This window comes from Synechococcus sp. MU1611 (assembly GCF_020514255.1).
In the GTDB taxonomy this organism is placed as follows: domain Bacteria; phylum Cyanobacteriota; class Cyanobacteriia; order PCC-6307; family Cyanobiaceae; genus Parasynechococcus.
The window spans coordinates 26,899-47,383 of record NZ_VTLC01000001.1 but is presented as its reverse complement, the minus strand read 5'-3'; the positions used below and the strand labels follow the sequence as shown (position 1 = coordinate 47,383).

Annotated in this window: 20 protein-coding genes; 11 read left to right on the top strand and 9 right to left on the bottom strand. The window is 57.3% G+C overall.

Going from position 1 to position 20,485, the window contains the following annotated elements:
• Window positions 1-37 precede the first annotated feature (37 nt).
• The gene (gene rfbB / locus FZZ92_RS00225; protein WP_226422298.1) at window positions 38-1,174 is read left to right on the top strand and encodes a dTDP-glucose 4,6-dehydratase; all 1,137 of its coding nucleotides are present in this window, start codon (window positions 38-40) and stop codon (window positions 1,172-1,174) included.
• A 33-nt stretch (window positions 1,175-1,207) separates the two neighbouring features.
• Window positions 1,208-4,699, top strand: a complete 3,492-nt coding sequence (locus tag FZZ92_RS00220; protein WP_226422297.1) for a rhamnan synthesis F family protein — start codon at window positions 1,208-1,210, stop codon at window positions 4,697-4,699.
• 27 nt (window positions 4,700-4,726) lie between these two features.
• Here FZZ92_RS00220 and FZZ92_RS00215 read toward each other — a convergent pair whose 3' ends face one another.
• The 4 genes from FZZ92_RS00215 to FZZ92_RS00200 are packed head-to-tail and all read right to left on the bottom strand — an operon-like array spanning window position 4,727 to window position 8,197.
• The gene (locus FZZ92_RS00215; RefSeq protein ID WP_226422296.1) at window positions 4,727-5,935 is read right to left on the bottom strand and encodes a sugar ABC transporter; all 1,209 of its coding nucleotides are present in this window, start codon (window positions 5,933-5,935) and stop codon (window positions 4,727-4,729) included.
• A gap of 44 nt (window positions 5,936-5,979) precedes the next feature.
• On the bottom strand, window positions 5,980-6,813 hold the full coding sequence (locus FZZ92_RS00210) for an ABC transporter permease (RefSeq protein ID WP_226398694.1): 834 nt from the start codon (window positions 6,811-6,813) through the stop codon (window positions 5,980-5,982).
• A gap of 15 nt (window positions 6,814-6,828) precedes the next feature.
• On the bottom strand, window positions 6,829-7,698 hold the full coding sequence (locus tag FZZ92_RS00205; protein ID WP_226398693.1) for a hypothetical protein: 870 nt from the start codon (window positions 7,696-7,698) through the stop codon (window positions 6,829-6,831).
• Entirely contained in the window at window positions 7,682-8,197 is a 516-nt protein-coding gene (locus tag FZZ92_RS00200) for a DUF1997 domain-containing protein (protein WP_226398692.1), read from the bottom strand. Before FZZ92_RS00200 ends, FZZ92_RS00205 begins: the two co-directional genes overlap by 17 nt.
• A 60-nt stretch (window positions 8,198-8,257) precedes the next feature.
• Between FZZ92_RS00200 and FZZ92_RS00195 the strand changes: the two genes are divergently transcribed.
• Window positions 8,258-9,691: a class II fumarate hydratase gene (locus FZZ92_RS00195; protein WP_226398691.1), complete on the top strand. Its 1,434-nt coding sequence runs from the start codon at window positions 8,258-8,260 to the stop codon at window positions 9,689-9,691.
• Between the two features lie 2 nt (window positions 9,692-9,693).
• Here FZZ92_RS00195 and FZZ92_RS00190 read toward each other — a convergent pair whose 3' ends face one another.
• Window positions 9,694-12,468, bottom strand: coding sequence for an RNA helicase (locus tag FZZ92_RS00190; RefSeq protein ID WP_226398690.1), 2,775 nt, complete (start codon window positions 12,466-12,468; stop codon window positions 9,694-9,696).
• A gap of 245 nt (window positions 12,469-12,713) precedes the next feature.
• Here FZZ92_RS00190 and FZZ92_RS00185 point away from each other — a divergent pair, with 245 nt between their 5' ends.
• Entirely contained in the window at window positions 12,714-12,944 is a 231-nt protein-coding gene (locus FZZ92_RS00185) for a hypothetical protein (protein ID WP_226398689.1), read from the top strand.
• Window positions 12,945-12,949: 5 nt separating this feature from the next.
• Here FZZ92_RS00185 and FZZ92_RS00180 read toward each other — a convergent pair whose 3' ends face one another.
• On the bottom strand, window positions 12,950-13,882 hold the full coding sequence (locus FZZ92_RS00180; protein ID WP_226422295.1) for a bile acid:sodium symporter family protein: 933 nt from the start codon (window positions 13,880-13,882) through the stop codon (window positions 12,950-12,952).
• Window positions 13,883-13,936: 54 nt separating this feature from the next.
• On the opposite strand from FZZ92_RS00180, the gene FZZ92_RS00175 reads away from it, so the two are divergent.
• Genes FZZ92_RS00175 through FZZ92_RS00155 form a run of 5 tightly spaced genes read left to right on the top strand, consistent with a single transcriptional unit; the run spans window position 13,937 to window position 17,346 of the window.
• Window positions 13,937-15,076 carry an 8-amino-7-oxononanoate synthase gene (locus FZZ92_RS00175; protein WP_226398687.1) on the top strand — a complete coding sequence of 380 codons (1,140 nt, stop codon included), beginning with the start codon at window positions 13,937-13,939 and terminating at the stop codon, window positions 15,074-15,076.
• The gene (locus tag FZZ92_RS00170; RefSeq protein WP_226422294.1) at window positions 15,076-15,792 is read left to right on the top strand and encodes a serine aminopeptidase domain-containing protein; all 717 of its coding nucleotides are present in this window, start codon (window positions 15,076-15,078) and stop codon (window positions 15,790-15,792) included. The genes FZZ92_RS00175 and FZZ92_RS00170 overlap by 1 nt, the downstream gene beginning before the upstream one ends.
• A complete protein-coding gene (locus FZZ92_RS00165) occupies window positions 15,726-16,538 on the top strand; it encodes a methyltransferase domain-containing protein (protein ID WP_226398685.1) in 813 nt (270 codons plus the stop codon). The genes FZZ92_RS00170 and FZZ92_RS00165 overlap by 67 nt, the downstream gene beginning before the upstream one ends.
• Window positions 16,535-17,194: a dethiobiotin synthase gene (gene bioD, locus FZZ92_RS00160; protein WP_226398684.1), complete on the top strand. Its 660-nt coding sequence runs from the start codon at window positions 16,535-16,537 to the stop codon at window positions 17,192-17,194. The genes FZZ92_RS00165 and bioD overlap by 4 nt, the downstream gene beginning before the upstream one ends.
• Window positions 17,191-17,346 (top strand): hypothetical protein, encoded by a 156-nt coding sequence (locus FZZ92_RS00155; RefSeq protein ID WP_170951106.1) that lies wholly within the window; start codon window positions 17,191-17,193, stop codon window positions 17,344-17,346. The genes bioD and FZZ92_RS00155 overlap by 4 nt, the downstream gene beginning before the upstream one ends.
• A 4-nt stretch (window positions 17,347-17,350) precedes the next feature.
• Here the strand turns inward: FZZ92_RS00155 and FZZ92_RS00150 are convergent, their stop codons facing one another.
• Window positions 17,351-17,683, bottom strand: a complete 333-nt coding sequence (locus tag FZZ92_RS00150; RefSeq protein WP_226398683.1) for a hypothetical protein — start codon at window positions 17,681-17,683, stop codon at window positions 17,351-17,353.
• On the opposite strand from FZZ92_RS00150, the gene bioA reads away from it, so the two are divergent.
• Window positions 17,658-18,956, top strand: coding sequence for an adenosylmethionine--8-amino-7-oxononanoate transaminase (gene bioA / locus FZZ92_RS00145; protein WP_226398682.1), 1,299 nt, complete (start codon window positions 17,658-17,660; stop codon window positions 18,954-18,956). The two genes, FZZ92_RS00150 and bioA, sit on opposite strands and share 26 nt — an antisense overlap.
• A gap of 12 nt (window positions 18,957-18,968) precedes the next feature.
• Here bioA and FZZ92_RS00140 read toward each other — a convergent pair whose 3' ends face one another.
• The gene (locus tag FZZ92_RS00140) at window positions 18,969-19,166 is read right to left on the bottom strand and encodes a DUF3143 domain-containing protein (protein ID WP_350223191.1); all 198 of its coding nucleotides are present in this window, start codon (window positions 19,164-19,166) and stop codon (window positions 18,969-18,971) included.
• Window positions 19,167-19,182: 16 nt separating this feature from the next.
• Window positions 19,183-19,722, bottom strand: a complete 540-nt coding sequence (locus FZZ92_RS00135; RefSeq protein ID WP_250398896.1) for a J domain-containing protein — start codon at window positions 19,720-19,722, stop codon at window positions 19,183-19,185.
• Between the two features lie 25 nt (window positions 19,723-19,747).
• On the opposite strand from FZZ92_RS00135, the gene rsmG reads away from it, so the two are divergent.
• Window positions 19,748-20,479: a 16S rRNA (guanine(527)-N(7))-methyltransferase RsmG gene (gene rsmG / locus FZZ92_RS00130; protein WP_226422293.1), complete on the top strand. Its 732-nt coding sequence runs from the start codon at window positions 19,748-19,750 to the stop codon at window positions 20,477-20,479.
• Window positions 20,480-20,485: the final 6 nt, after the last annotated feature.

Genomic DNA, 20,485 nt, shown 5'->3' with positions numbered 1-20,485 from the left:
CCCTTTCCTCACAACGCCCCCACCCACTCCCTGACCAATGGTTTCGTCCATGCCTTCCGCCGCTGACCTGCTGGGAGATCGCCGCAGAGTTCTGGTGACGGGAGGTGCCGGCTTCATCGGAGGCGCCGTGGTCCGCAGGCTCCTGAGGGAGAGCACGGTGACAGTTTTCAATCTCGACAAGATGGGCTACGCCAGCGACCTGGCATCGATTGAGGAGGTGCTCAGCGAGCTGGGCGACGCGGCGAAAGATCGGCACAGACTTCAACAGGTGGATCTGACCGATGCAGTTGCTGTTGAGGCTGCGGTGCGAGAGGCCGACCCGGATTTGGTGATGCACCTGGCAGCCGAAAGCCATGTGGATCGCTCGATCTCAGGACCTGGCGTGTTCATTGAGAGCAATGTCACCGGGACCTACAACCTGCTGCAGGCAGTGCGGGGGCACTACGAAGGATTGAGTGGAGAACGACGGGAGGCCTTCCGGATGCACCACATCAGCACAGACGAGGTCTTCGGCTCACTTGGCGCTGAGGGACGCTTCTCAGAAACAACGCCCTACGACCCCCGCAGCCCCTACTCCGCCAGCAAGGCGGCGAGCGATCACCTGGTTCAGGCCTGGCACCACACGTTCGGCCTGCCCGTGGTGCTCACCAACTGCTCGAACAACTACGGCCCCTGGCAGTTCCCAGAAAAGCTCATTCCTGTGGTCACCTTGAAGGCGGCCGGAGGAGAGTCGATTCCTCTCTATGGGGATGGACTGAATGTGCGGGATTGGTTGTACGTGGAAGACCACGTGGACGCGCTACTTCTGGCCGCCTGCAAGGGTGAATCTGGCCGCAGTTACTGCGTGGGTGGTCACGGTGAACGCACCAACAAAGAAGTCGTTCACGCCATCTGCCAGCAGTTGGATCAGAGCTGCCCAGCATCAGCTCCCCATGCAGATTTAATTACGCCGGTGACCGACCGACCTGGCCACGACCGCCGCTACGCGATTGACCCAGGCCGCATCAGTTCGGAACTTGGCTGGAGCGCACGCCATAATGTTGAGCAAGGGTTAGCGGAGACAGTGAATTGGTACTTGTCTCATCAGGATTGGTGCAACAAAGTGCGAGAGCGAGCCGGATATGACGGCAGCAGATTAGGAATGAAACCAATTCAAAAAAAAGCAAGCGAATGATAAGTTGCGACCTGCTTTTTTTAAACATGACAGATGAGCGGCATGCCTAAAAAACGTCATCCGCTTTCTGCTATTTCGCAAACGGCCCGAGAACTGTTGAAGCGATCTGCTTCTGCGGCGGGAAGGCAGAAAATGCTTCCCAAGGCGCTGCGAAAGCAACTCAGTCGCCTGGGAGGAGCCAGACGGCCAAGTCCGCCCAACAACAGGCGCAAAAAAATTACTCCTGAACTGCAGGAGTACATCAAAGACCTACAAAGCAAAGAAATAAACAAAAAAATAATTCGTGACTTTCGCGAATTAGCCCATTATGCATACGTCTTTGACATTGAACACTATAAAACTCAATTAGAGATTGAAGAAGCAGAAGGGCTTCAAAGCATCGGCGACGTGATTCTTCATTACTGCAGCCTAGGAAGCCTGGAGGGCATCGACCCGAGCAATTTATTCGACACAGAAAATTATTGCAGCAAATATCCCGACGTCAAAGAGAGTGGACTCAACCCGATGGTTCACTGCTTCAAGTTTGGGATGAACGAACGCCGCTATTCGATGGATAACATCCATTTCATGCGGAAGATGGCTGATATCAAAAAGCCTGAACCAAGCGCTCTAAACACGGCCATAGAAGATCTAAAGACTAAAAAAGTTGGCGTTTTCCTACATATCTTTTACCCCGAACTAGGCGAAGAAATTGCCACCCGCCTAAAGAACATCCCGTGCAGCATCGATATCTTCATTTCCACAAAGGAAGATTCTGTCCAGTCGCTGCAAAATATTTTTGACCGGATCGACAATGCCCAGAAAGTAGAAGTCAGACATTTCAGCAATATCGGACGAGACGTCGCTCCGTTCATCGTTGGCTTCAAGGATCAAATCCTCAACTACGACCTCATCCTTAAGCTCCACTCCAAAAAAAGCCCTCACAGCAATGCACTCAGCGGCTGGTTCCTTCACTGCTTGGACAACCTGATTGGCAGCGAAGTGATTACAGCCACCAATCTCAAAGCTCTTCAATCACCAGATACAGGCATTGTCTATCCGGTTGAGAACTACGCTCTCAGCCTCGGAATCAAACACGATTCCTGCTGGGGCCATGAAGATGGCAACTACACAAAGGCCAATCCATTCCTAAAACGCTTCAATCTCGACCACATCACACGAGACAGCCAGTTCCGCTTCCCCACTGGGACAATGTTCTGGTGCAAGCCTGAGCTCCTCAAACCTATCCTTGACTGGGATCTCGGCTGGAATGACTTTGATGAAGAAGGTGGGCAGATCGACGGGACCATCGCCCACAGCATCGAACGCCTCATCGGTCTTTCGACCACTGAAATATTCAATCAGACACTGCAAACAACGTACTGCGGATACTTCCTTTCGAAGCAACATCAAACAGACAAGTACATCATTGAAGGCAGAAATAAGCTAAAAATCCAGGGCTTTGAAAAGGTGATTCAATTCAAACCCCAGCAACTCGATCCGAACTGGTCACTAAAAAACAATATCAACTCCAAATCTCTACAAATCCATTGGGTTATCCCGAATTTCACACCTGGCCTCGGTGGCCACATGACCATTTTTAGAACCATTGATTACCTAGAGCGATGTGGTCACCAATGCACAATCTGGGTTCATTCCGAACTCAAAGGGAATGACAAGCCAAGTCGACTCAGCAGTCTGCATAAACGTGTTATCGATCAATCCTTCATTTCACTGCAGACAGATCAGGTCTACATGCTGGGGAACAACCAGGAAGACCTTGATCAAGTGAGCGGCGACATTGTCATCGCCACAGATCGCATGAGCACCTATCCCGTGCTTGGCATGAAAAAATTTCAGAAGAGATTTTATTTTGTTCAGGATTATGAGCCCTATTTTTTCGCGCGCGGAAGCTCCAGCATCCTCACCGAACAATCGTATGCATCTGAAAATAACTTTTCCTGCATTTGTGCCAGCCCTTGGCTTAAGCAGAAGATGGAAAGCTTTGGCAATTCAGCCATCTCTTTCCCACTAGCAGTCGACCATAGTGTTTACCACCCCAACAACGGTCAGAAACGCAGCAGTCATGCCATTGCCTTCTATGTGAGACGCAGCACGCCAAGACGGCTCTATGAACTGGGGCTGCTTGCTTTAAGAGCTTTGTTTGATCTGGGCGACGACTTCGAGATCATCACCTTCGGCGAAAAAGATCTACCCGATCTTGGAATTCCTGTGAAAGTGAGGCACGCAGGGATTCTTGAGGCCCATGACTTAGCGAACCTGTATCGCCAATGCACGGTTGGATTCGTGCTTTCGGGAACCAATTACTCCTTGGTTCCCAATGAAATGATGGCCTGTGGGCTGCCTGTGGTTGATATTGATGCCGAACACACGCGAGTCTCCTATCAACCGGAAACAGCGGTATTGGCCGAAGCGACGCCAGTGGGCCTGGCCTCAGCATTAAGCCGCTTGTTGAATGATGCGTTGTTCAGGGAAAGCATCGCCAAAGCTGGACTCGCCGCCACCGAACACCTCAACTGGGATAACTCCAACAAACTGATTGAGGCTTTCATTCAGGAGTCGCTTCTTCCATGTGAGTCATCAACCTCGCAACATGCTCAGGCATCGACTCCTTTGGTGACGGTAGTAATCCCCGTTTACAACGGGGGCACGATGCTCAAAGCCGTCGTTGAGTCCTGTCTTGCGCAGGATCTCGATCAGGCATTTGAAGTGTTGTTGATCGATAGTGCGTCCAGCGATGGATGCCTGGAGACACTGCCACAGGACGAACGACTCCGACTCCACAGGATTCGCAAGGAGGATTTCGGCCATGGGCGCACCCGCAACCTGGGAGTGGAGCTTGCCCGAGGAGAGTACGTCGCTTTCATTACGCAGGACGCCATACCAGCGAATCGTATGTGGCTCATGAACCTGATCGCCCCACTGCAAAGCGATCCAAGTGTCGCCGGGGTCTTCGGCTGCCATATCGCCCATACCGATCATGGAGAACTCACCGCCCATGACCTTGACCAACACTTCAATCGTTGGATATTTAGAAGCCATCGCCAACCGATCGAGCTCGATGCTGATCGACAGACCTCCAACGGCGTTGTCTCAACCCATGAACGCTTTTACTCCGACAACAATTCCTGCTTAAGGAAATCTATTTGGAAAACTGTTCCACTTCCCGATGTCGTATATGGCGAAGATCAATTGTGGGCACGCGAAATTCTTAGAAAGGGTTATAAAAAAGCCTATGCCTCAACAGCAGTGGTTCGCCATTCCCATGAATATGGCTTCCGGGAAACAGTCGTACGCGCCAACACGGAATGGCATTTCTATGACCAAATGCTTGGAGAAAGATTGCCTGCGACCAAACAACAGGTTCTACAAATGGTTGAACGATCTTGTACAAACGATCGCGCAGCCCAGAAGTTGTACCCAAACATCAGTGAGAACGAACTTGTACGACGCCGACGGCTTCATTTTGCCAGGGCCTGTGGCTATTATTTAGCTGGCAAAGGACACGGTTCAATACGGCCTTGAATGAATTAATCGTGTGTGAACTAGATATCAGCTCTTCCGCATTGCGTTGAGCAGGAAGCCACCAACGCCCCAAGCCACAATAATAATCCCGACAGATGCAAGAAACGCCTGCCACCGCCAGTTGTGATCCGGTTTAACAGGCAATTGGGGTTGACTGAGAACAACCACAAATTTCAGCTGACGTTGACTCTCGCGACGACTATTATCTGAAGCAAGGCGAGCTGATTGCAAGGTTTGAGTCGCAAACTCAACATCAGAAATCAAACCAGCTTCTTCAAGTGCAAGAGTATTCAAATCTCGTCCATTTTTACTTACAGCACGATCTCTCTCCTCACGAATCTGAAACTCAAGTTCACTCACCTGGTCTGCAATAAACGCGACTTCCGGTGCATTGGGGTCTCTGTATTGGCGACGCAACGCGGCTTCTTGAACTTTCAAGTCAACCAGTTGAGATTCAAGCCCAGAGATATACGAACTGGCTGCTGATTGTTCAGTCAGCACACTTAGGTTTCCATGCTTTTCCTGGAAGAGCTCAAGACTTCTCTTTGCTCCCTTGAGACTAGTCTCGGCTAGTTCTACCTCCTTTCTCGCAAATTGATTCTGGTCAGCATTAATGGATTGATTTACCTCATTCACAAAGCGACGAGACTGCTTCAGCAACTCGTTGTTGAGATTTAAAGCCTGCTGGGGTGAAAATCCAGATGTCGTTAGAATAACTGAGCCACTCAAGGGCTGAGGGGCCACAGTCAATTGCTTTCTATAGAAGTTAAGCTGTGCTGGAGCAGTACTATTAGCGGGCAATCCAGTCCGAAGATCCGGAAGCTTGATGCGGTAATCCTGCTCAAGTTTTTTCCCGTCAGGGAACAATCGGGTCTTGACATCAGCCGACGCGAGATAGACCTGGAGGTACTGCCCGTCTACAAGAGAAGTCAATACCTGAGGCGCAGAGGCTGCTCCCGACAACACTGAAGCTGATGATGTCTCGAGAGGCAAGGCCTGTTGAATCACAAACTCGGAAACGGCCGTATAGCGATCCCGCCCGATTACAAAGCAATAGAAAGCCGAGGTTGCCAGAAAGACCGAGATCAGAACTCTGGGCTTCGCAATCCTGTCCAAACGCTCTCGCCAGACCGATGTTGGCTGATCGGAAACCAGGGAATTAGAAACCCGAAAGGATGATGGAATCTCCTTTTGGGGAGGAGTGGAGGAGCTGGAATGAGGGATTGATTCAGGCATAACTAAAATTAACCCAAGGCAAACGACTGGACAAGGATCAGGTGCTAATCATCATTAGCCTCCAGGAGCACTGACTCGTTGGTTCGGTAAAGAATCAAAGAGAAGCCTAGAAGAATCATAGAGCACCAAATCAGATACGATAAAGAAATATCAGGTATCGGATATTCGTTATTCATCGAGTACCTGAACAACTCAACAGCATGGAGGATTGGATTCCAAGTCACAAATGGCCGCGTGTACGAAGGGAGCTCAAAAGTCGCGAAGAATATTCCAGAAGTAAAAATAATCACTCGCTGTAAAATTCGCTTAAGAATCCTCGTAACCCATTTATTCAATCTGCCAAGAAATACAAGGCAAATACCAAAACCAAGCGCCATGAATACCGTCAACAAGTAGACGCTGATTGCCAAGCCAGGACTATCGAGCTGAAAACTCCAAGTAAAGTACCAAACGAGTCCCAGAATTCCCAGAGAGATAGTAGATATAGCCCTCATATCATTGACCAATGTAGCCAAAAGAATATCCAATGGCTGAATTCTTTTATAATAAAGAGGAGCCCTCAACTTCAAGCCGGCAAGAGCCTTTATTGCGCCTTGCCTAAACAGAAATGCAATCGAGAATCCAGTAGCAATAAAAACAACAATATTGAAGTACATGTCCGTTGAGCCACCTGCCGCAAACCTATTACTACCCCTTAAATAACTAAATCCCACACGCATGGCGATAAAGAACAGCATAATCTGCAGAGGCGTAACAATGCTCTCCCAGGCGCCAATTGAAGTCCCCGTCGATTTTCTGTTGTTATCGTAAGTAGCGATCGCAAGAACAATTGCAATCTGACGCCAAATTGCGTTAAAAAGCCTTCGCAAAAAATTCATGAAATAAAGGCCTCCTCAACCGAAACCATCATCAAATCCATCATCAGTAGATTCCAAATTAAGAAGATTTTGACCCGTCACAAGATGATCGTCATCTGATTCTGACACATCAGATGCATCAAGATATTGATCAGCCCATTCAATCGACTCTGAAAGCCCACCTGAAAAAAGAATCTGGCCTGAGGAGCCCAGAACAAGGCCCTCGGTACAAAATTCGCTTCGAAAGCGATTGTTGTTCGCAGTGGCAAAAAGCGTCTTTCCCTCAAGCTGCTTTAACAAAAGTGATCGTAGCGGCTTCGCAGGCCTAGTCATTAAAAACCTTGTATTTGATATTAAATAGCAGTCAAACGAGAAGAGAACAGATAACGCCAAAAAGAAGAAGTCTTTTTGGTCTTTCGAAAGCTCTTTGATGATTAAGCTGGGGTATATCTCCTTTCCTGACAACAGGTCCCAAAACTCATCCAAACCAACGCGAGATTTTTCAAGACAGTCGCTATAGACAGTAGAGAGAAAGTTGAGCGCGTGGGAAATCCGCAACTTGCTATCCAACCCGCCTTCCGCGCCAACAGGCCAGCCAATTACCCCATCACTAACGATTTCACCGGATACTGGAGGAACGAGGCCAGCAAGAGCGGCAGTCAACTGGTATCGCAAAAATGAACTGTTTGTAATCACAGCAATTCTCTTTGCCTGCAGAAGCTCCCAATTCCAAGGAGTCTGAAACGTAATTTGAGGGTTCGATTTATCGCAGCGAAGTGAGAGGTTCCGGAACGTCAACACCGGCGTGGCTGAACCCGTCGCATCCACCACCACAACAGCCGAAGAACGTCCCAAGAACGTGACGATACCACCGTGAAATGAAGCAGATTCAGGAGTGGCTTGCAACCCAATCAAGAGCACCTTTGATCAGTCCGGTACGACAACGCTTCTCCAAGCGATCCGTCACCAAATCCAGAGCGAGATACCCAGTGCGTCTCATCAGCGGCTGCGGCAAAAGTGCCGCGGCTCCACTCGGTGAGAGCTCAAGACTGAGATCAGCCTTTGCCATCAGGCGTTCCGGCTCTGGACGGATCCATGCCTGGCACTGGAACTGAACCAGATCCTGCAACCGGCCGAGCCCATGAATCGTGCAATGTTCAAAGACGATCGAGAGTCGATCACCATCCCAATTAGAGCGAAACATCACCTCGGGCTGCAGCTGGAAATTCAGCAGCTGATAGGGCCGAGACGCATAGAGGAAACGGCCGTTCTGCAGCCGCTCCACTCTTTTGCGATTCAACAGTGCCTTCATCGGACGGCCAGGCTGCGAGAGGTATCCCTGCAGCTGGGCCAGGGATGCATCGGGCAGCTGAAGAGCGATGCCATGGGAACGGTGAACCTGCACCGGACAACAAGGAAACGGTTGATGCGGAACGATGGCACGTCTGACGGAAGGTGATCACGGATGATCGATTCAACGCTCGATCGCGCCGAGGCCCCGATGACGCAGCCGTTCAGGATTGAAACCGACAGCCTGGGTGGCATTGAGGTGGCATCTGAGGCGCTCTGGGGGGCCCAGACCCAGCGGTCGCTTCAGAACTTCGCCATCAGCAATGAACGGATCCCCCTCGAAATCATCCAGGCCCTGGCCTGGATCAAGCGCTCCTGCGCCACGGTGAACGGCCAGCATGAGCTTCTGAGCCTTCAACAGGTGGAGCTGATCTGCACGGCGGCCGATGCCATTGCCGCCGGCCAGCACAACGATCAGTTCCCACTTCGGGTCTGGCAGACCGGAAGTGGGACCCAGACGAACATGAACATCAACGAGGTGATCAGCAATCTGGCGTCCAAGGTGTCAGGCACCGCCCTCGGCAGTCACTGTCCGGTGCATCCCAATGACCACGTCAATCGATCGCAATCCACCAATGATGTGTTTCCCGCTGCCATCCATGTCGCCGCGGCCAAGCAGCTAAGGGATGGGCTGCTGCCAGCACTCGATGCCCTGGTGCATGCCTTCGATGCCAAAGCCCAGGCCTGGATGCCGATCGTCAAGATCGGCCGCACCCACCTGCAGGATGCGGTGCCCCTGCGCCTTGGCGATGAAGTCGCCGCATGGCGGGATCAACTCAAACAATCCCAGGGCTGGCTTGAGAACTGCCTGGTCAGCCTCGGCGACCTGCCCCTTGGGGGAACCGCGGTTGGCACGGGGTTAAACACCCCCCCGGGCTTCCGCCATGCCGTCGCGGACGAGCTAAGCCGGGTCGCTGGAGTTGATGTCCGTCCTGCGGAGAATCTGTTCGCGGTCATGGCCGGCCATGACGCCCTCGTCCATGCGATGGGGCAGCTTCGCCTTCTATCCGTGGCCCTCCTGCGCATCGCCAACGACGTCCGTCTGCTCGGATGCGGCCCCAGGGCCGGTCTGGGCGAGCTGCAGCTCCCCGCCAATGAACCGGGCAGTTCGATCATGCCGGGAAAAATCAATCCCACCCAATGCGAGGCCATGGCGATGGTCTGCACCCAGGTGATCGGACTCGACGGCGCCGTAGCGGCCGCCGGCGCAGGCGGCCATCTGCAGATGAATGTCTACAAACCCTTGATCGGCTTCAACCTATTGCAGTCGATTCGGATGCTCAAGGACGCCATAACCAGCTTCCGCCTGAACCTGGTGGAGGGATTGGAGCCGGATCTGGAGCAGATTCAAAGGTTCGTCGACCGCTCCTTGATGCTGGTCACCGCTTTGACCCCCAGCATCGGTTATGAGAAGGCAAGCGCTATCGCTCAACATGCCCACCATCACGGGCTGACGCTGAAACAGGCGGCCCTGGAGCTCGGTCACATCACTGAAGCGGACTTCGATCAACAGGTGGATCCAAGCGCCATGGCCACTCCTGATGCCTGAGCTCAGGCTGCCCGCTCTGTTGCCGGGTTGAGAGCAGCGGAGGATGGAACCAGATCCTCAGCCTCGGCCACCGGGAAGCGATTGATGGCTTTCAAAGCCTGCCGGGCATGGCTGCGCAGCTGCTCGCTGATGGCCTCGCAATAGGGAACCTGGGCAAGCAGATCCACGGTGCGGCGCATGATGCGCACCACATCGCCCTCGTCTAACGACGTATTGGCAATCAAATCGCTCCAGGTTGTTCCCCTTGCCCAGGCATCCACCAAGCCCATCAACTCTGGTTCCCACCAAGCTGGTACCACCACTCCTGCGCGTTCCTGGGCCCTCAGCAGCTCGCGACGTAAGCCAGATAAATCCTGAAGGGCCTCCTCTGCCGCAGCAGGCGGCGGAAAGCCACTCCAAAGGTCAGGGCGATTGACCTCCGTGCTGATCGCCTCAAACACCGCCGCCAGGTCAGGGGGTGAGAGGTCATCGAGATGACCACTCATCAGTGCCAGCCCAAGCCACAGCTCGTTGTCGCCCCGCAACGCGGCAACGGTGCGGCCAATCTCCGTGGGATCCAGCTCGTCGAGACATCCAAACTGTTGAAGGATGTCCATCAAGGCCAGGAAGGTCTCCCAGTGACGGTTGGCCCGTTGATGCAGCACCTGCTGACGTTCAGCGATCTCGAGTTCCAGATCCTCCATGCGGCGGCGGTGCTTCTTGAGCTGCTTGCGATCCCCCCAGCGATGGGCCGGATGCTGCTCCTGCTCCTGTTCGAGATCTCGGACCAGCCGGGCTTGGGTCAACACTTCCCCGGCCAAGTCGTATTGCGGGGTGGTCATGTCGTGGCGCCGGGCCATATGGGCTACCGCCAAGGCCAAACCACCACTGGCCTGATCGCCATGACGCAATTCTCCCGAGCGGGTCAACTCTGGTAACGCCAGCCCATCCACCTGAAGACAACTGAGCTCTGCATGGATGCTCACCACGGCCTGACAGGGGAGCAGGATCCAGACGTTGTCATCGGTCAGACAGAGCAGCAGCGGAAACTGACCCGGACCCTTCACCTTCTCGACAATCACCGCTGGTGCGACGCGCCCTCGTAGCTGTGGCGACTTCAAGCTGACCAAGGTGCCGGTGCTGGCGAACTGAAGGGCCATCGTCAGCTCGTTGGCCAGCGTTTCCTCAGCCTGTTGCTGGAGAATGCGAAGCAAGCGCCGCTCTTCACGGAGCCGCCCACGCATTTTCTCGTAGTCCTCAAAGTCTTCCCAGGGGATATCGCCAGCAACTCCCTCAAGCTGGCTGAGTTGCAGCCGCAGTTGCGAGAGATTGTCTTCGTCCTCCACGAGGTCGAGCCCCGCCAGGTAACGGCCAAAACTGCGTTCCACCAGCTCCCTGGCCTTCGCCAGGTCATGGCGCTGAAGCAGGTTGAGAACCATCCCGTAGCTGGGGGTGAACTGGCTCACCAAAGGGTCGGCAGGACTCGTCGCGAGTTGTCCGGCCTCACGCACGCCCTCGAAGCGGCTCTGAACCGTCACGACGTAACCCTGGGAATCGAGACCACGCCGTCCGGCACGACCGGCCATCTGCAGAAACTCACTGCCCATCAATGGGCGATGCCCGCGTTCGGTTCGCTTGGACATCGCAGCGATCACCGTGCTGCGGGCGGGCATGTTGATGCCGGCGGCCAAGGTCTCCGTCGCGAAGACCACTTTCACCAGCCCTTGCTGAAACAGCTCCTCAATCAACTCCTTCCAGGCGGGAAGAACACCAGCGTGGTGTGCTGCGATGCCCCGTAACAGGGCGTCGGCATGGATTCCATCCCGGACAGCCTCAGGGTTGTCGTCGCTATAGGCCGTCAAGCGAGCCTTGATCCGCGCCTGCTCCTCCTTGGTGACCAGACACTGCACACCAAGATCCCGAACCGACTTGTCACATCCACGTCGACTAAAGATGAAATAGATCGCCGGGAGCATCTGCCGCTCGGCCATCTGGGCCACAACAAAACTGATTGGTGGTGGTTCCGGTTGAGGCGGTCTCTGGGAGCGTCCCTTGCGCTTTTGCCCCTTGGGCGCTCGCCAGACCTTGCAGTTGGGATGCAGTCCGGTTCCAGCATCATTCAGCAAAGGGTGCAAACCCTTGGCGCTGCAGAAACTGAACTGAAGAGGCACCGGTCGGTGATCACTCATCACCAAGGTTGTCGGACCATGAACCTTTTCGATCCAGTCGGTCAGCTGGCCTGCATTCGCCACCGTGGCGGAGAGAGCCACGAGCTGCACCGGCGGGGGGCAGTGAATGATCGACTCTTCCCAGACCGTGCCGCGCTGGGAGTCATTCATGTAGTGGCACTCATCCAGCACCACAGCTTCCACATCAGCCAGGGGATCATCGTGCTCATCCGCCTCGGCGTAGAGCATGTTGCGGAAGATCTCCGTGGTCATCACCACGATGGATGCCTCGCGATTCATGCTGAGGTCACCGGTCATCAGCCCTACGTTCTCAACGCCGAACTGAGCACGGAAATCTCTCAATTTCTGATTGGACAGGGCCTTCAGTGGTGTGGTGTAAAAGACCTTCTGGCCGTGGGCCAGGGCGCGATGGATGGCGTATTCCCCGATCAGCGTCTTGCCAGATCCTGTGGGGGCACTCACCACAACCGAGTGCCCCTGATTGAGGGCATCCATGGCCTCAAGCTGGAAATCATCCAGCGGGAATGGAAAGATTTCTGAGGGATTCAGTGCTGCACTGCGATCGACATCGGGCTCTGATGAAGGCGTGGCCGGTGTCGATTGGTTCATCGAACAATCCTAAGGAGGCCTGCTGAGCCTTCCCTTCAGCTAAGCGATAAGCCAGGCCAATGCCATCAATTAGATGTGCCGACATCCTTTGACGGAAGCGACCTGGATCGTGAAAATAACAGGGAGAATGCTTCGAGCCTTGGTGAGCCCACCGGGGCTTTTTTTATGCCATGAAACCCAGCTTCAAAAGGGTGACAGAGGCACACCGCCGGTGCCATGACAGAGGGAATGAAACGCACCCTGCTGTGACCACCACCCAGCTCAGCAAGCCGCGGCCGGCTGAAGACACCCTGATTGATGCACTGCGTGGCTGCCGCGACGTCAAGGAGCTGAAGGCCCTCGAACAGCGCCTGGCCTCCAGCACCGATGCCCCACCGCTGTTCACCTGGATCTGTGATCTGCTCGTGGCACGACGCATCTCCCGCGGGCTCGCCGCCCGTCTGCTGTTCGAACTCCACGGTGGGGGCTTGACTTAAGACGACTAACGAAGGGAAGGAGTTGGCCGCCGCCTCCAGAGGGCGGCAAGAGCGCTGCCGATCAAACAGTGAATGACAGCGGAAATGGCGCCCGGTAACGCCGTGAGGGGACTGGCGAACCCTCCACTTCGAGCGAGCACTACCGCCAATCCCGAGTTCTGCATCCCCACCTCAATGCTGATGGTGCGCTGGGCCTGCACGGTTTGGCCCATCAGCCGCGGAATCAGCCAACCCAGCAAAAACCCGCCGCCATGCAATAGGAGGCAAGCCAGGATCAACACGGGGCCCTGTTGACGCAGCACCGCTGTCTGACTGCCGACGATGCTGGAGACGATCATCACGATGGACATCACTGCCAGAGGGGGCATCACCGGCTCAATCCGCTTGGCCACACCGGGAAGACCACGCTTGAGCACGACCCCGACGGTGACGGGCAGCAGCACCACCTGAAGCACAGTCAAGAACAGAGCCCAACCGTCCACCGGCACGTACTGACTGGCGAGAACCTGCGTGAGACGTGGAGTCAGCACAACAGCAGCCAGGGTGCTGATGGTTGTCATGACCACCGAAAGCGCCACATCACCGCGGCCGATCAGTGCCACCACATTGCTGGCGGTACCCCCCGGGCAACAGCCGACAAGAATCAAACCCACTGCAAGAGGTGCGGGCAGGTGCAGGGCCGCCGCAATGGCTGCTGCAAGGGCCGGCATCACCAGGAACTGCGCCAGCACCCCGAGCAGCATGGCGCGCGGCCTGCGACCAACGCGCAGGAAGTCTGCCGGCGTCAGCCCCACGCCCATGCCCAACATGATCACGCCCAGTCCAAGGGCAATCAGTGGCCCCCTGAACCAGACAAAGAGGGGTGGATGCACCAGGGCCAGAACAGCTCCCAGCAACGTCCAAAGCGGAAAAAGCAGAGTAAAACGCTCCCAGGTCATGACGATCAGAGGACTGCGGCCATCCTTGATCAGGGCGGGTTCCAAACTGTTGTGATGCGGGACCAGGCTTCTCCCATTCACCCGGCGCGCCGCCGTCGCCTGCGGAGCTGGGACTCCGGCCGGGAACCCTGGCAACTGCGAGATCCGTCTGGAACGCGCCAACTTCTCGATCTGGCCAGCAACGACTACCTCGGCCTCAGCCGGCATCCCACTGTCGTCGCGGCGGCGATGGAAGCCATGGCCTCCGATGGGGTCGGCGCCGGTGGCTCTCGACTCATCACAGGCACCCGACCACGTCATCTGGAGCTGGAGTCGGCCCTCGCCGCCTGGTTGGATCGGAATCGGGTGCTGCTATTCCCCAGTGGATTTCAAGCCAATATCGCCGCCGTAACAGCCCTGAGTGAACGGCACACCACCGTGTTGGTGGACCGGCTGATTCACCACTCGCTGCTGGCAGGCATCCGCACGAGTGGGGCACGGCTGCAACGATTTGCCCACAACGATCTTCAGGATCTCGACCAGCGTCTGCAGCGGCTTAAGCACGCAACGACAACACCTTTGGTCGTGACCGAAAGCCTGTTCAGCATGGAAGGCACCAGTCCCGACCTGAAAGGCATGGCCGACCTGTGTGCCCACCACGGTGCACATCTGCTGGTCGACGAAGCCCATGGCCTAGGCGTGCTGGGTCCAGAAGGCCGCGGGCTTTGCCATGGACTCCGACAGCCTGTGGCTTTGGTCAGCGGCACCTTTGGGAAAGCTTTCGGCAGCGGAGGCGCTTTTCTCGCAGGGGATCACAACACGATGGAACGGCTGCTTCAGACCAGTGGAGCCTTCCGTTACACCACGGCCCTGGCGCCACCACTGGTGGCTGGGGCCCAAGCCGCCCTGAACTTGATCCAGTCCAACCCGACCTGGGGATCCGAGCTGTGCCAACGGTCTGAATTCTGGAGAACAGCACTCATGAACCAGGGCTGGCCGCGCCCCCAAGGGAGCGGACCAGTTCTCCCCTTGCTGGTCGGTGGGGACCAAGACGCGCTCGACCTTCAGCAAGAGCTGGAGCAGGCCGGTCTACTTTCGGTCGCGATCCGACCACCCACAGTGCCTGAAGGCACCGCCCGGTTGCGCCTGGTGCTGCGGCGGGACCTGCCGGAGGGCACATTGGAGCAACTGCTCGCAGCCCTCTGCGCTCGATGATGCAGATCCTGGCAATGCATGGTTGGGCAGGCCACGCCGGCGCGTGGTCCCACTGGCGAAAGCACTTCGAGCAGGGGGGGGCCATCTGGAACGTCGCCGAACGGGGCTATGGCAGTGAGAAGCCCATTCCACCGGCATGGACCACCTTCCCAACACGAAACGGCCCAACACGAAACGGCCCGGAACAAAACGTGCTGATCGCCCACTCCCTGGGGCTCCATCTGCTGCCAGCATCCGTCCTGGAGAAGGCATCGGCAGTGGTGCTGCTTGGCAGCTTCACCAGATTTGTGCCGGATGGGCGAGCAGGGCGCTCTATCGGGGCCGCTCTACAGGGAATGCAGGCAGCCCTGGGCACTGACCAGGAACTGCTGATGCTGGAACGATTCCTCGACAAAGCAGCTTCACCTCATGCCCTCAGCGCCCTGCCCCCCAACCCCCTGCTGCAGGGCCTGACGACACTGGGGCGCCAGCGTCTCCAGCAGGATCTGGACCTGCTGGCGGACTGCCGGACTCTGCCGACGGGGTGGCCAGACACCGTTCCTGTTCTGGTGGTGCAGGGCGAACGGGATGCAGTCGTGCCTGCAGAGTCAGCGCAACAGCTCATCGATGCGCTGGGGCATCAACCGCTGACCCTCCATCGCGACCCGACATGGGGTCACGCGCTGATCACGCCAAGGGTCTTCGTGGTGGTACAGCGATGGCTGGAGGGCCTGTGATTCGCTCCGACCAAGTTCTGGAGCGGTTCAGTCGCGCAGCACCGACCTACGCAACCGACGCCCTGCTGCAACGGGCAATGGCCTGGCGTCTCGCCCAACTCAGCCGACGCTGCGCGATCCCGCGCGGCCTTTGGGCTGATCTAGGCAGCGGTACCGGTCATCTCGCCGCGGCCCTGGAGGCCTTTCACCCCGGGCAGGAGGTGATACGCATCGATGGGAGTGCAGCCATGCTGAGAAGCCATCCCAGCGGGGCGCAGATCCTGCGTCATGACCTGAGCAGCGGACTGCCGGACTTGCCAGTACCACCTCAACTGCTGGCCTCCAGCTTTGTTCTTCATTGGTTGCCGGATCCGGCGCAGCAACTTCGGACCTGGGTGGATGGGCTAGCGGACCAAGGCTGGCTGGCCCTAGCGGTGCCGATTGATGGCAGTTTTCCGCAATGGCAGCAGGCCGCCCAAAAAGCCAGTCAGAACTGCACCGCCTTGACCATGCCAGTGCGGGATCAACTGATGGAGGCCCTCCCCGATGGCGTGGTGCAACTGGAACAGTGCCTGAGCTTCACCCAGCACGCCGCCAATCCGCTGAAGCTGCTGCGACCCATGAGCAACGTTGGCGCTTCGGCAACCAACGCTGGCCAACTCACCCCAGGTCAGTGGAAGGCCGTCTTCCGGGCTTGGCCCCAATCCGATCAGTCGCCACAGTTCGCCCTGACCTGGAAGATGTTGATCCTGATGGTGAAGCGATGAACAGCAGCTTCAGTCGACTGGTGGTTTGCGGAACGGACACGGACGTTGGCAAAACCGTGGTGAGTGCATGGATGGTGCAGGGACTTGAAGCCAGCTATTGGAAACCGGTACAGAGCGGTCTTGAGGGCGGTGGTGACCGGGAACGGGTGCGCCAGCTCTTGGACCTCCCTCCGGAACGGATGCTGCCCGAGGCCTATGCCTTCCAAGAGCCGGTCTCCCCCCATTGGGCCGCCGAACTGGACGCAACTGTTCTCGACCCGGCCCAACTCCAGATTCCCAACCATCGGGGGGCCCTGGTGGTGGAGACAGCTGGAGGCCTGATGGTCCCCCTCACCCGCAGCTGGCTCCAGATCGATCAACTGGTGCAGTGGCAGTTGCCGATCGTGCTGGTCGCCCGGAGTGGGCTTGGAACCCTTAATCACACCCTGCTCAGCCTGGAAGCATTGCGAAAACGCAATCTCACGGTGCTGGGACTGATCCTGAACGGCCCTCTGCATCAGGACAACCCCGGCACCCTCGAACAGTTCGGTGATGTTCCGGTGCTAGCGCAACTCCAACCGCAAGCCTCACTCTCAGCAACAGTTCTGGAGCGGCTTTGGCATGAGCAGGATCTCAGCACTAAATTTCAACAGGTGCTGAACCGAACTTCCCTGTGACTTCACGTCAAACCCTGGCGACTCTGGCTGTTTCAGCACTGTGCGTGGGCATTCTGGTGCTGTTCACCGATATCGAAGTGCAGCTCGTGCGCTGGGTGAACTGCAGCGCCATCGCCACAGAGGCAGAAAAGAACAGTGATGTGTGCCGTTGAGGGATCAGCCCAGGGATTTTGAACCCGTGGGGCAGGTACCTAACCGCATCGCTGCATGGCGTACTGCGATCCGCAGGGGCCAGCCCTGACGGAGTTCCGCCTGAATTATCTCCAGCTGGGAAGACGACCAGCCCCGCAGCTCAAGATCACTGCGGATCGATTGCCAGTCGCCCTCCGGAAGGACAAGGCGTCGAGTCATAGGGCCACGCACTGCTGCCCCCTCAGGCCTGCTTGGGACGGCAAAACGCTTGGACTGACGACGGGTGCGTGTGGCAGCCATCCAGGGCATCAGTAACAGCTCCAGATCCAATATGGCAAAAGCTACAGCTGCTGCCATGGGGCCAATACGACATCCAAATCTTTGGCCCCCCTTCACGCAGATGGCCAAGGCAGCCAGCTCTCAACGGGTGGTCTCTGGGGACGGTGCCCTGCTGATCCGCGAGGAAGGAGAGCCCCTGATCGATGCCATCAGCAGCTGGTGGGTCACCCTGCATGGCCATGCCCATCCGGAGTTGGCCAAAGCGATCGCCGATCAGGCCGCCTGCCTCGAGCAGGTGATCTTTGCCGACTTCACCCACGAGCCCGCGGAGCAACTAGCGGTGCGACTGAGCGGAATCTGCGGTCTACAACGCCTGTTTTTTTCCGACAACGGGTCAACCGCGGTGGAAGTGGCCCTCAAGATCGCTTGCCAGTGGTGGGCCAACCGGGGACAACCTCGCCATCAGATCGTCGCCTTCGACGGGGCGTACCACGGAGACACCTTCGGAGCGATGGCCGTTGGTGAACGCAACCTGTTCAGCGCGCCCTTCGAAGACAAGCTCTTTCCCGTCGCCCGTGTTCCCTGGCCAGCTACCTGGTGGGACGACGACGACGTGGAGGCCAAGGAATCGGCGGCGCTGGAGGTGCTCGAACGCGTGCTGGAGACGCCGACAGCGGCAGTAATTCTCGAGCCTCTGCTTCAGGGAGCCGGCGGAATGGCCATGGTGCGGCCTGAATTTCTGCGGCAGGTGGAAGCACGAACCCGCCAGGCAGGATCGCTGCTGATTGCCGACGAGGTGCTGACCGGCTTCGGACGCTGTGGCGACTGGTTCGCAAGCAGGCGGGCGGGCATCCGGCCAGATCTGATGGCCCTTTCCAAAGGGTTGACGGGTGGATGCCTGCCGATGGGCGTCACCATGGCCAGTGAAGAGGTGTTCGAAGCCTTCGTCGGTGAAGACCCCTGCTTGACCCTCTGGCACGGCCACAGCTTCACCGCCAATCCACTGGGATGCGCCGCGGCCAACGCCAGCCTCGACCTGCTGGAGCGCAACCCCGCTGCATTTCAACAGTTCGAAGAACGGCATCGACCGCACCTAGAGCAGCTGGCACGGCATCCGCGGGTGCAGCACCCTCGATTGACGGGGACTGTCGCCGGCTTCGATCTCGTCGTGGATGGGACCTCCGGCTACCTCAACCCGGCGGGTCCGAAATTGAAGCGACTGGCCATGGAAAACGGAGTCTTCCTGAGACCCCTGGGCCAGGTGGTCTATCTGCTGCCACCGCTCTGCATCAGCGATGCCCAGCTGGAACGGTGCTACGCGGTCATCGCGATGGCCCTTGATCAGCTCTGAGCTCTTTTGGCCTCAAGGACCCGCCTGAATCGCCGCTTCGACATCGGCTCGGGAGAGGCCGTAAGGCAGAGAACACTGCACCATCGCTTCCAGCGAACCGGGGTGCCAAATCACTTTGAGATCCTCCCGCTCAAGCAGCAGCAGGGCCCTCCATTCAGAACGCTCAAGCATCCACTGGCAGGGGTTGTCATCCATGCGAATCGCACCCATCTGATGAAGCCAGGCCTCAAGCGCCCGGAGAGAGTGCTGATTCAGCGGGGTGCTCTCCGGGGGCAGGGCGGCCATCAGTCAGCGAACGCACGGTTGTTCTTTGAGTCTGCTCATCCGCCAACCAGCTGGGTGACACCTGCCAGTCGCGCCCCTGCGCAAGAGCTACCCCCAACCCCAGCACCAGGCTGAGCAACAGAGCAATGCTCAACAACAATAAGGAAAACCATTCACCGCCAGACAGAGGTCGACGTTGACCGATGCCCTGCCAGGCATCAGGGCGGGATTGGCTCTCCAGAGGCGGTGCCGTTGGCACTGCTGGTGAGTCCAGGTTGAGGGTTGATTGACTCTGGCGCAGCAACGCGTCGTAGGACTCCTTGAGCTGCTGGAACGCAATGCTGGCCTGCTCTGGCGGCAGTTGCGTCGTGTCGGGATGCAGGGCCTTGGATTGACGTCGAAAGGCCTGACGCAGGGTTTCAGCGTCGACCCCTGGGCGCACGCCAAGCCGTTCGTGATGGCTGAGGCGGGCTTCAGACACAGGGGACGGCCGGTCCTTCATCCTAAGAAGAGTTGTTGCTCCAGCCATGGCCGCCACCGCGCCTGAACCGGCGTACTGGGACGCACTGGGATGGCAGCCATCGCAAGCGCAGCGCGACCAGCTGGTCGCCCTTCAGGGCCTGCTGCAGAGCTGGAATCAAAAGGTCAACCTCACGCGCCTGGTTGATGGTGATGATTTCTGGGTGGGTCAGGTCTTTGACAGCCTCTGGCCGCTGACGGGAGAACTGCAATCACCGGAACAGCCGTTGCACTGGATTGATGTGGGCACCGGGGGTGGATTCCCCGGGCTGGCCATCGCCATTGCCCTGCCCAATGCACGGGTGACCCTTCTGGATTCAGTTGGGCGCAAGACAGCCGCCGTTGAAGCCATGGCCAACACCCTGGGGCTGGCTGATCGAGTGCGCGTCCGCACCGAGCGGATCGAGACCACCGGTCGCGACGGCGCGTTCCGCGGCAGTTTCGATCGAGCCGTGGCCAGGGCCGTGGCGGCAGCCCCTGTGGTGGCCGAATACCTCGTGCCCCTGCTGAACACGGACGGGCAGGCCTTGCTCTATCGCGGCCAGTGGAATGACACCGATGCCGTGCCGTTCAACAAGGCCCTGCGCCTGCTGCAGGCCCGCCTGGTTGAGGTTCAGCACCGGCAGCTCCCCAACGATCGCGGCACACGCCATCTGTTGCGGGTACAACCGACCGGGCCCTGCCCCCGCAGCTACCCGAGGGCCGTGGGAACGCCGAGCCGTGAACCCCTTGGGACGTAAGCCGAC

Bases quoted from the DNA above. Each gene is read 5' to 3' on its own strand.
- rfbB (WP_226422298.1), top strand. From the start codon at position 38: ATGGTTTCGTCCATGCCTTCCGCCGCTGACCTGCTGGGAGATCGCCGC.
- FZZ92_RS00220 (WP_226422297.1), top strand. From the start codon at position 1,208: ATGAGCGGCATGCCTAAAAAACGTCATCCGCTTTCTGCTATTTCGCAA.
- FZZ92_RS00215 (WP_226422296.1), bottom strand. From the start codon at position 5,935: ATGCCTGAATCAATCCCTCATTCCAGCTCCTCCACTCCTCCCCAAAAG.
- FZZ92_RS00210 (WP_226398694.1), bottom strand. From the start codon at position 6,813: ATGAATTTTTTGCGAAGGCTTTTTAACGCAATTTGGCGTCAGATTGCA.
- FZZ92_RS00195 (WP_226398691.1), top strand. From the start codon at position 8,258: ATGATCGATTCAACGCTCGATCGCGCCGAGGCCCCGATGACGCAGCCG.
- FZZ92_RS00190 (WP_226398690.1), bottom strand. From the start codon at position 12,468: ATGAACCAATCGACACCGGCCACGCCTTCATCAGAGCCCGATGTCGAT.
- FZZ92_RS00180 (WP_226422295.1), bottom strand. From the start codon at position 13,882: ATGACCTGGGAGCGTTTTACTCTGCTTTTTCCGCTTTGGACGTTGCTG.
- FZZ92_RS00175 (WP_226398687.1), top strand. From the start codon at position 13,937: ATGCGGGACCAGGCTTCTCCCATTCACCCGGCGCGCCGCCGTCGCCTG.
- FZZ92_RS00170 (WP_226422294.1), top strand. From the start codon at position 15,076: ATGCAGATCCTGGCAATGCATGGTTGGGCAGGCCACGCCGGCGCGTGG.
- FZZ92_RS00165 (WP_226398685.1), top strand. From the start codon at position 15,726: ATGGGGTCACGCGCTGATCACGCCAAGGGTCTTCGTGGTGGTACAGCG.
- bioD (WP_226398684.1), top strand. From the start codon at position 16,535: ATGAACAGCAGCTTCAGTCGACTGGTGGTTTGCGGAACGGACACGGAC.
- bioA (WP_226398682.1), top strand. From the start codon at position 17,658: ATGGCAAAAGCTACAGCTGCTGCCATGGGGCCAATACGACATCCAAAT.
- FZZ92_RS00150 (WP_226398683.1), bottom strand. From the start codon at position 17,683: ATGGCAGCAGCTGTAGCTTTTGCCATATTGGATCTGGAGCTGTTACTG.
- FZZ92_RS00140 (WP_350223191.1), bottom strand. From the start codon at position 19,166: ATGGGTGCGATTCGCATGGATGACAACCCCTGCCAGTGGATGCTTGAG.
- FZZ92_RS00135 (WP_250398896.1), bottom strand. From the start codon at position 19,722: ATGAAGGACCGGCCGTCCCCTGTGTCTGAAGCCCGCCTCAGCCATCAC.
- rsmG (WP_226422293.1), top strand. From the start codon at position 19,748: ATGGCCGCCACCGCGCCTGAACCGGCGTACTGGGACGCACTGGGATGG.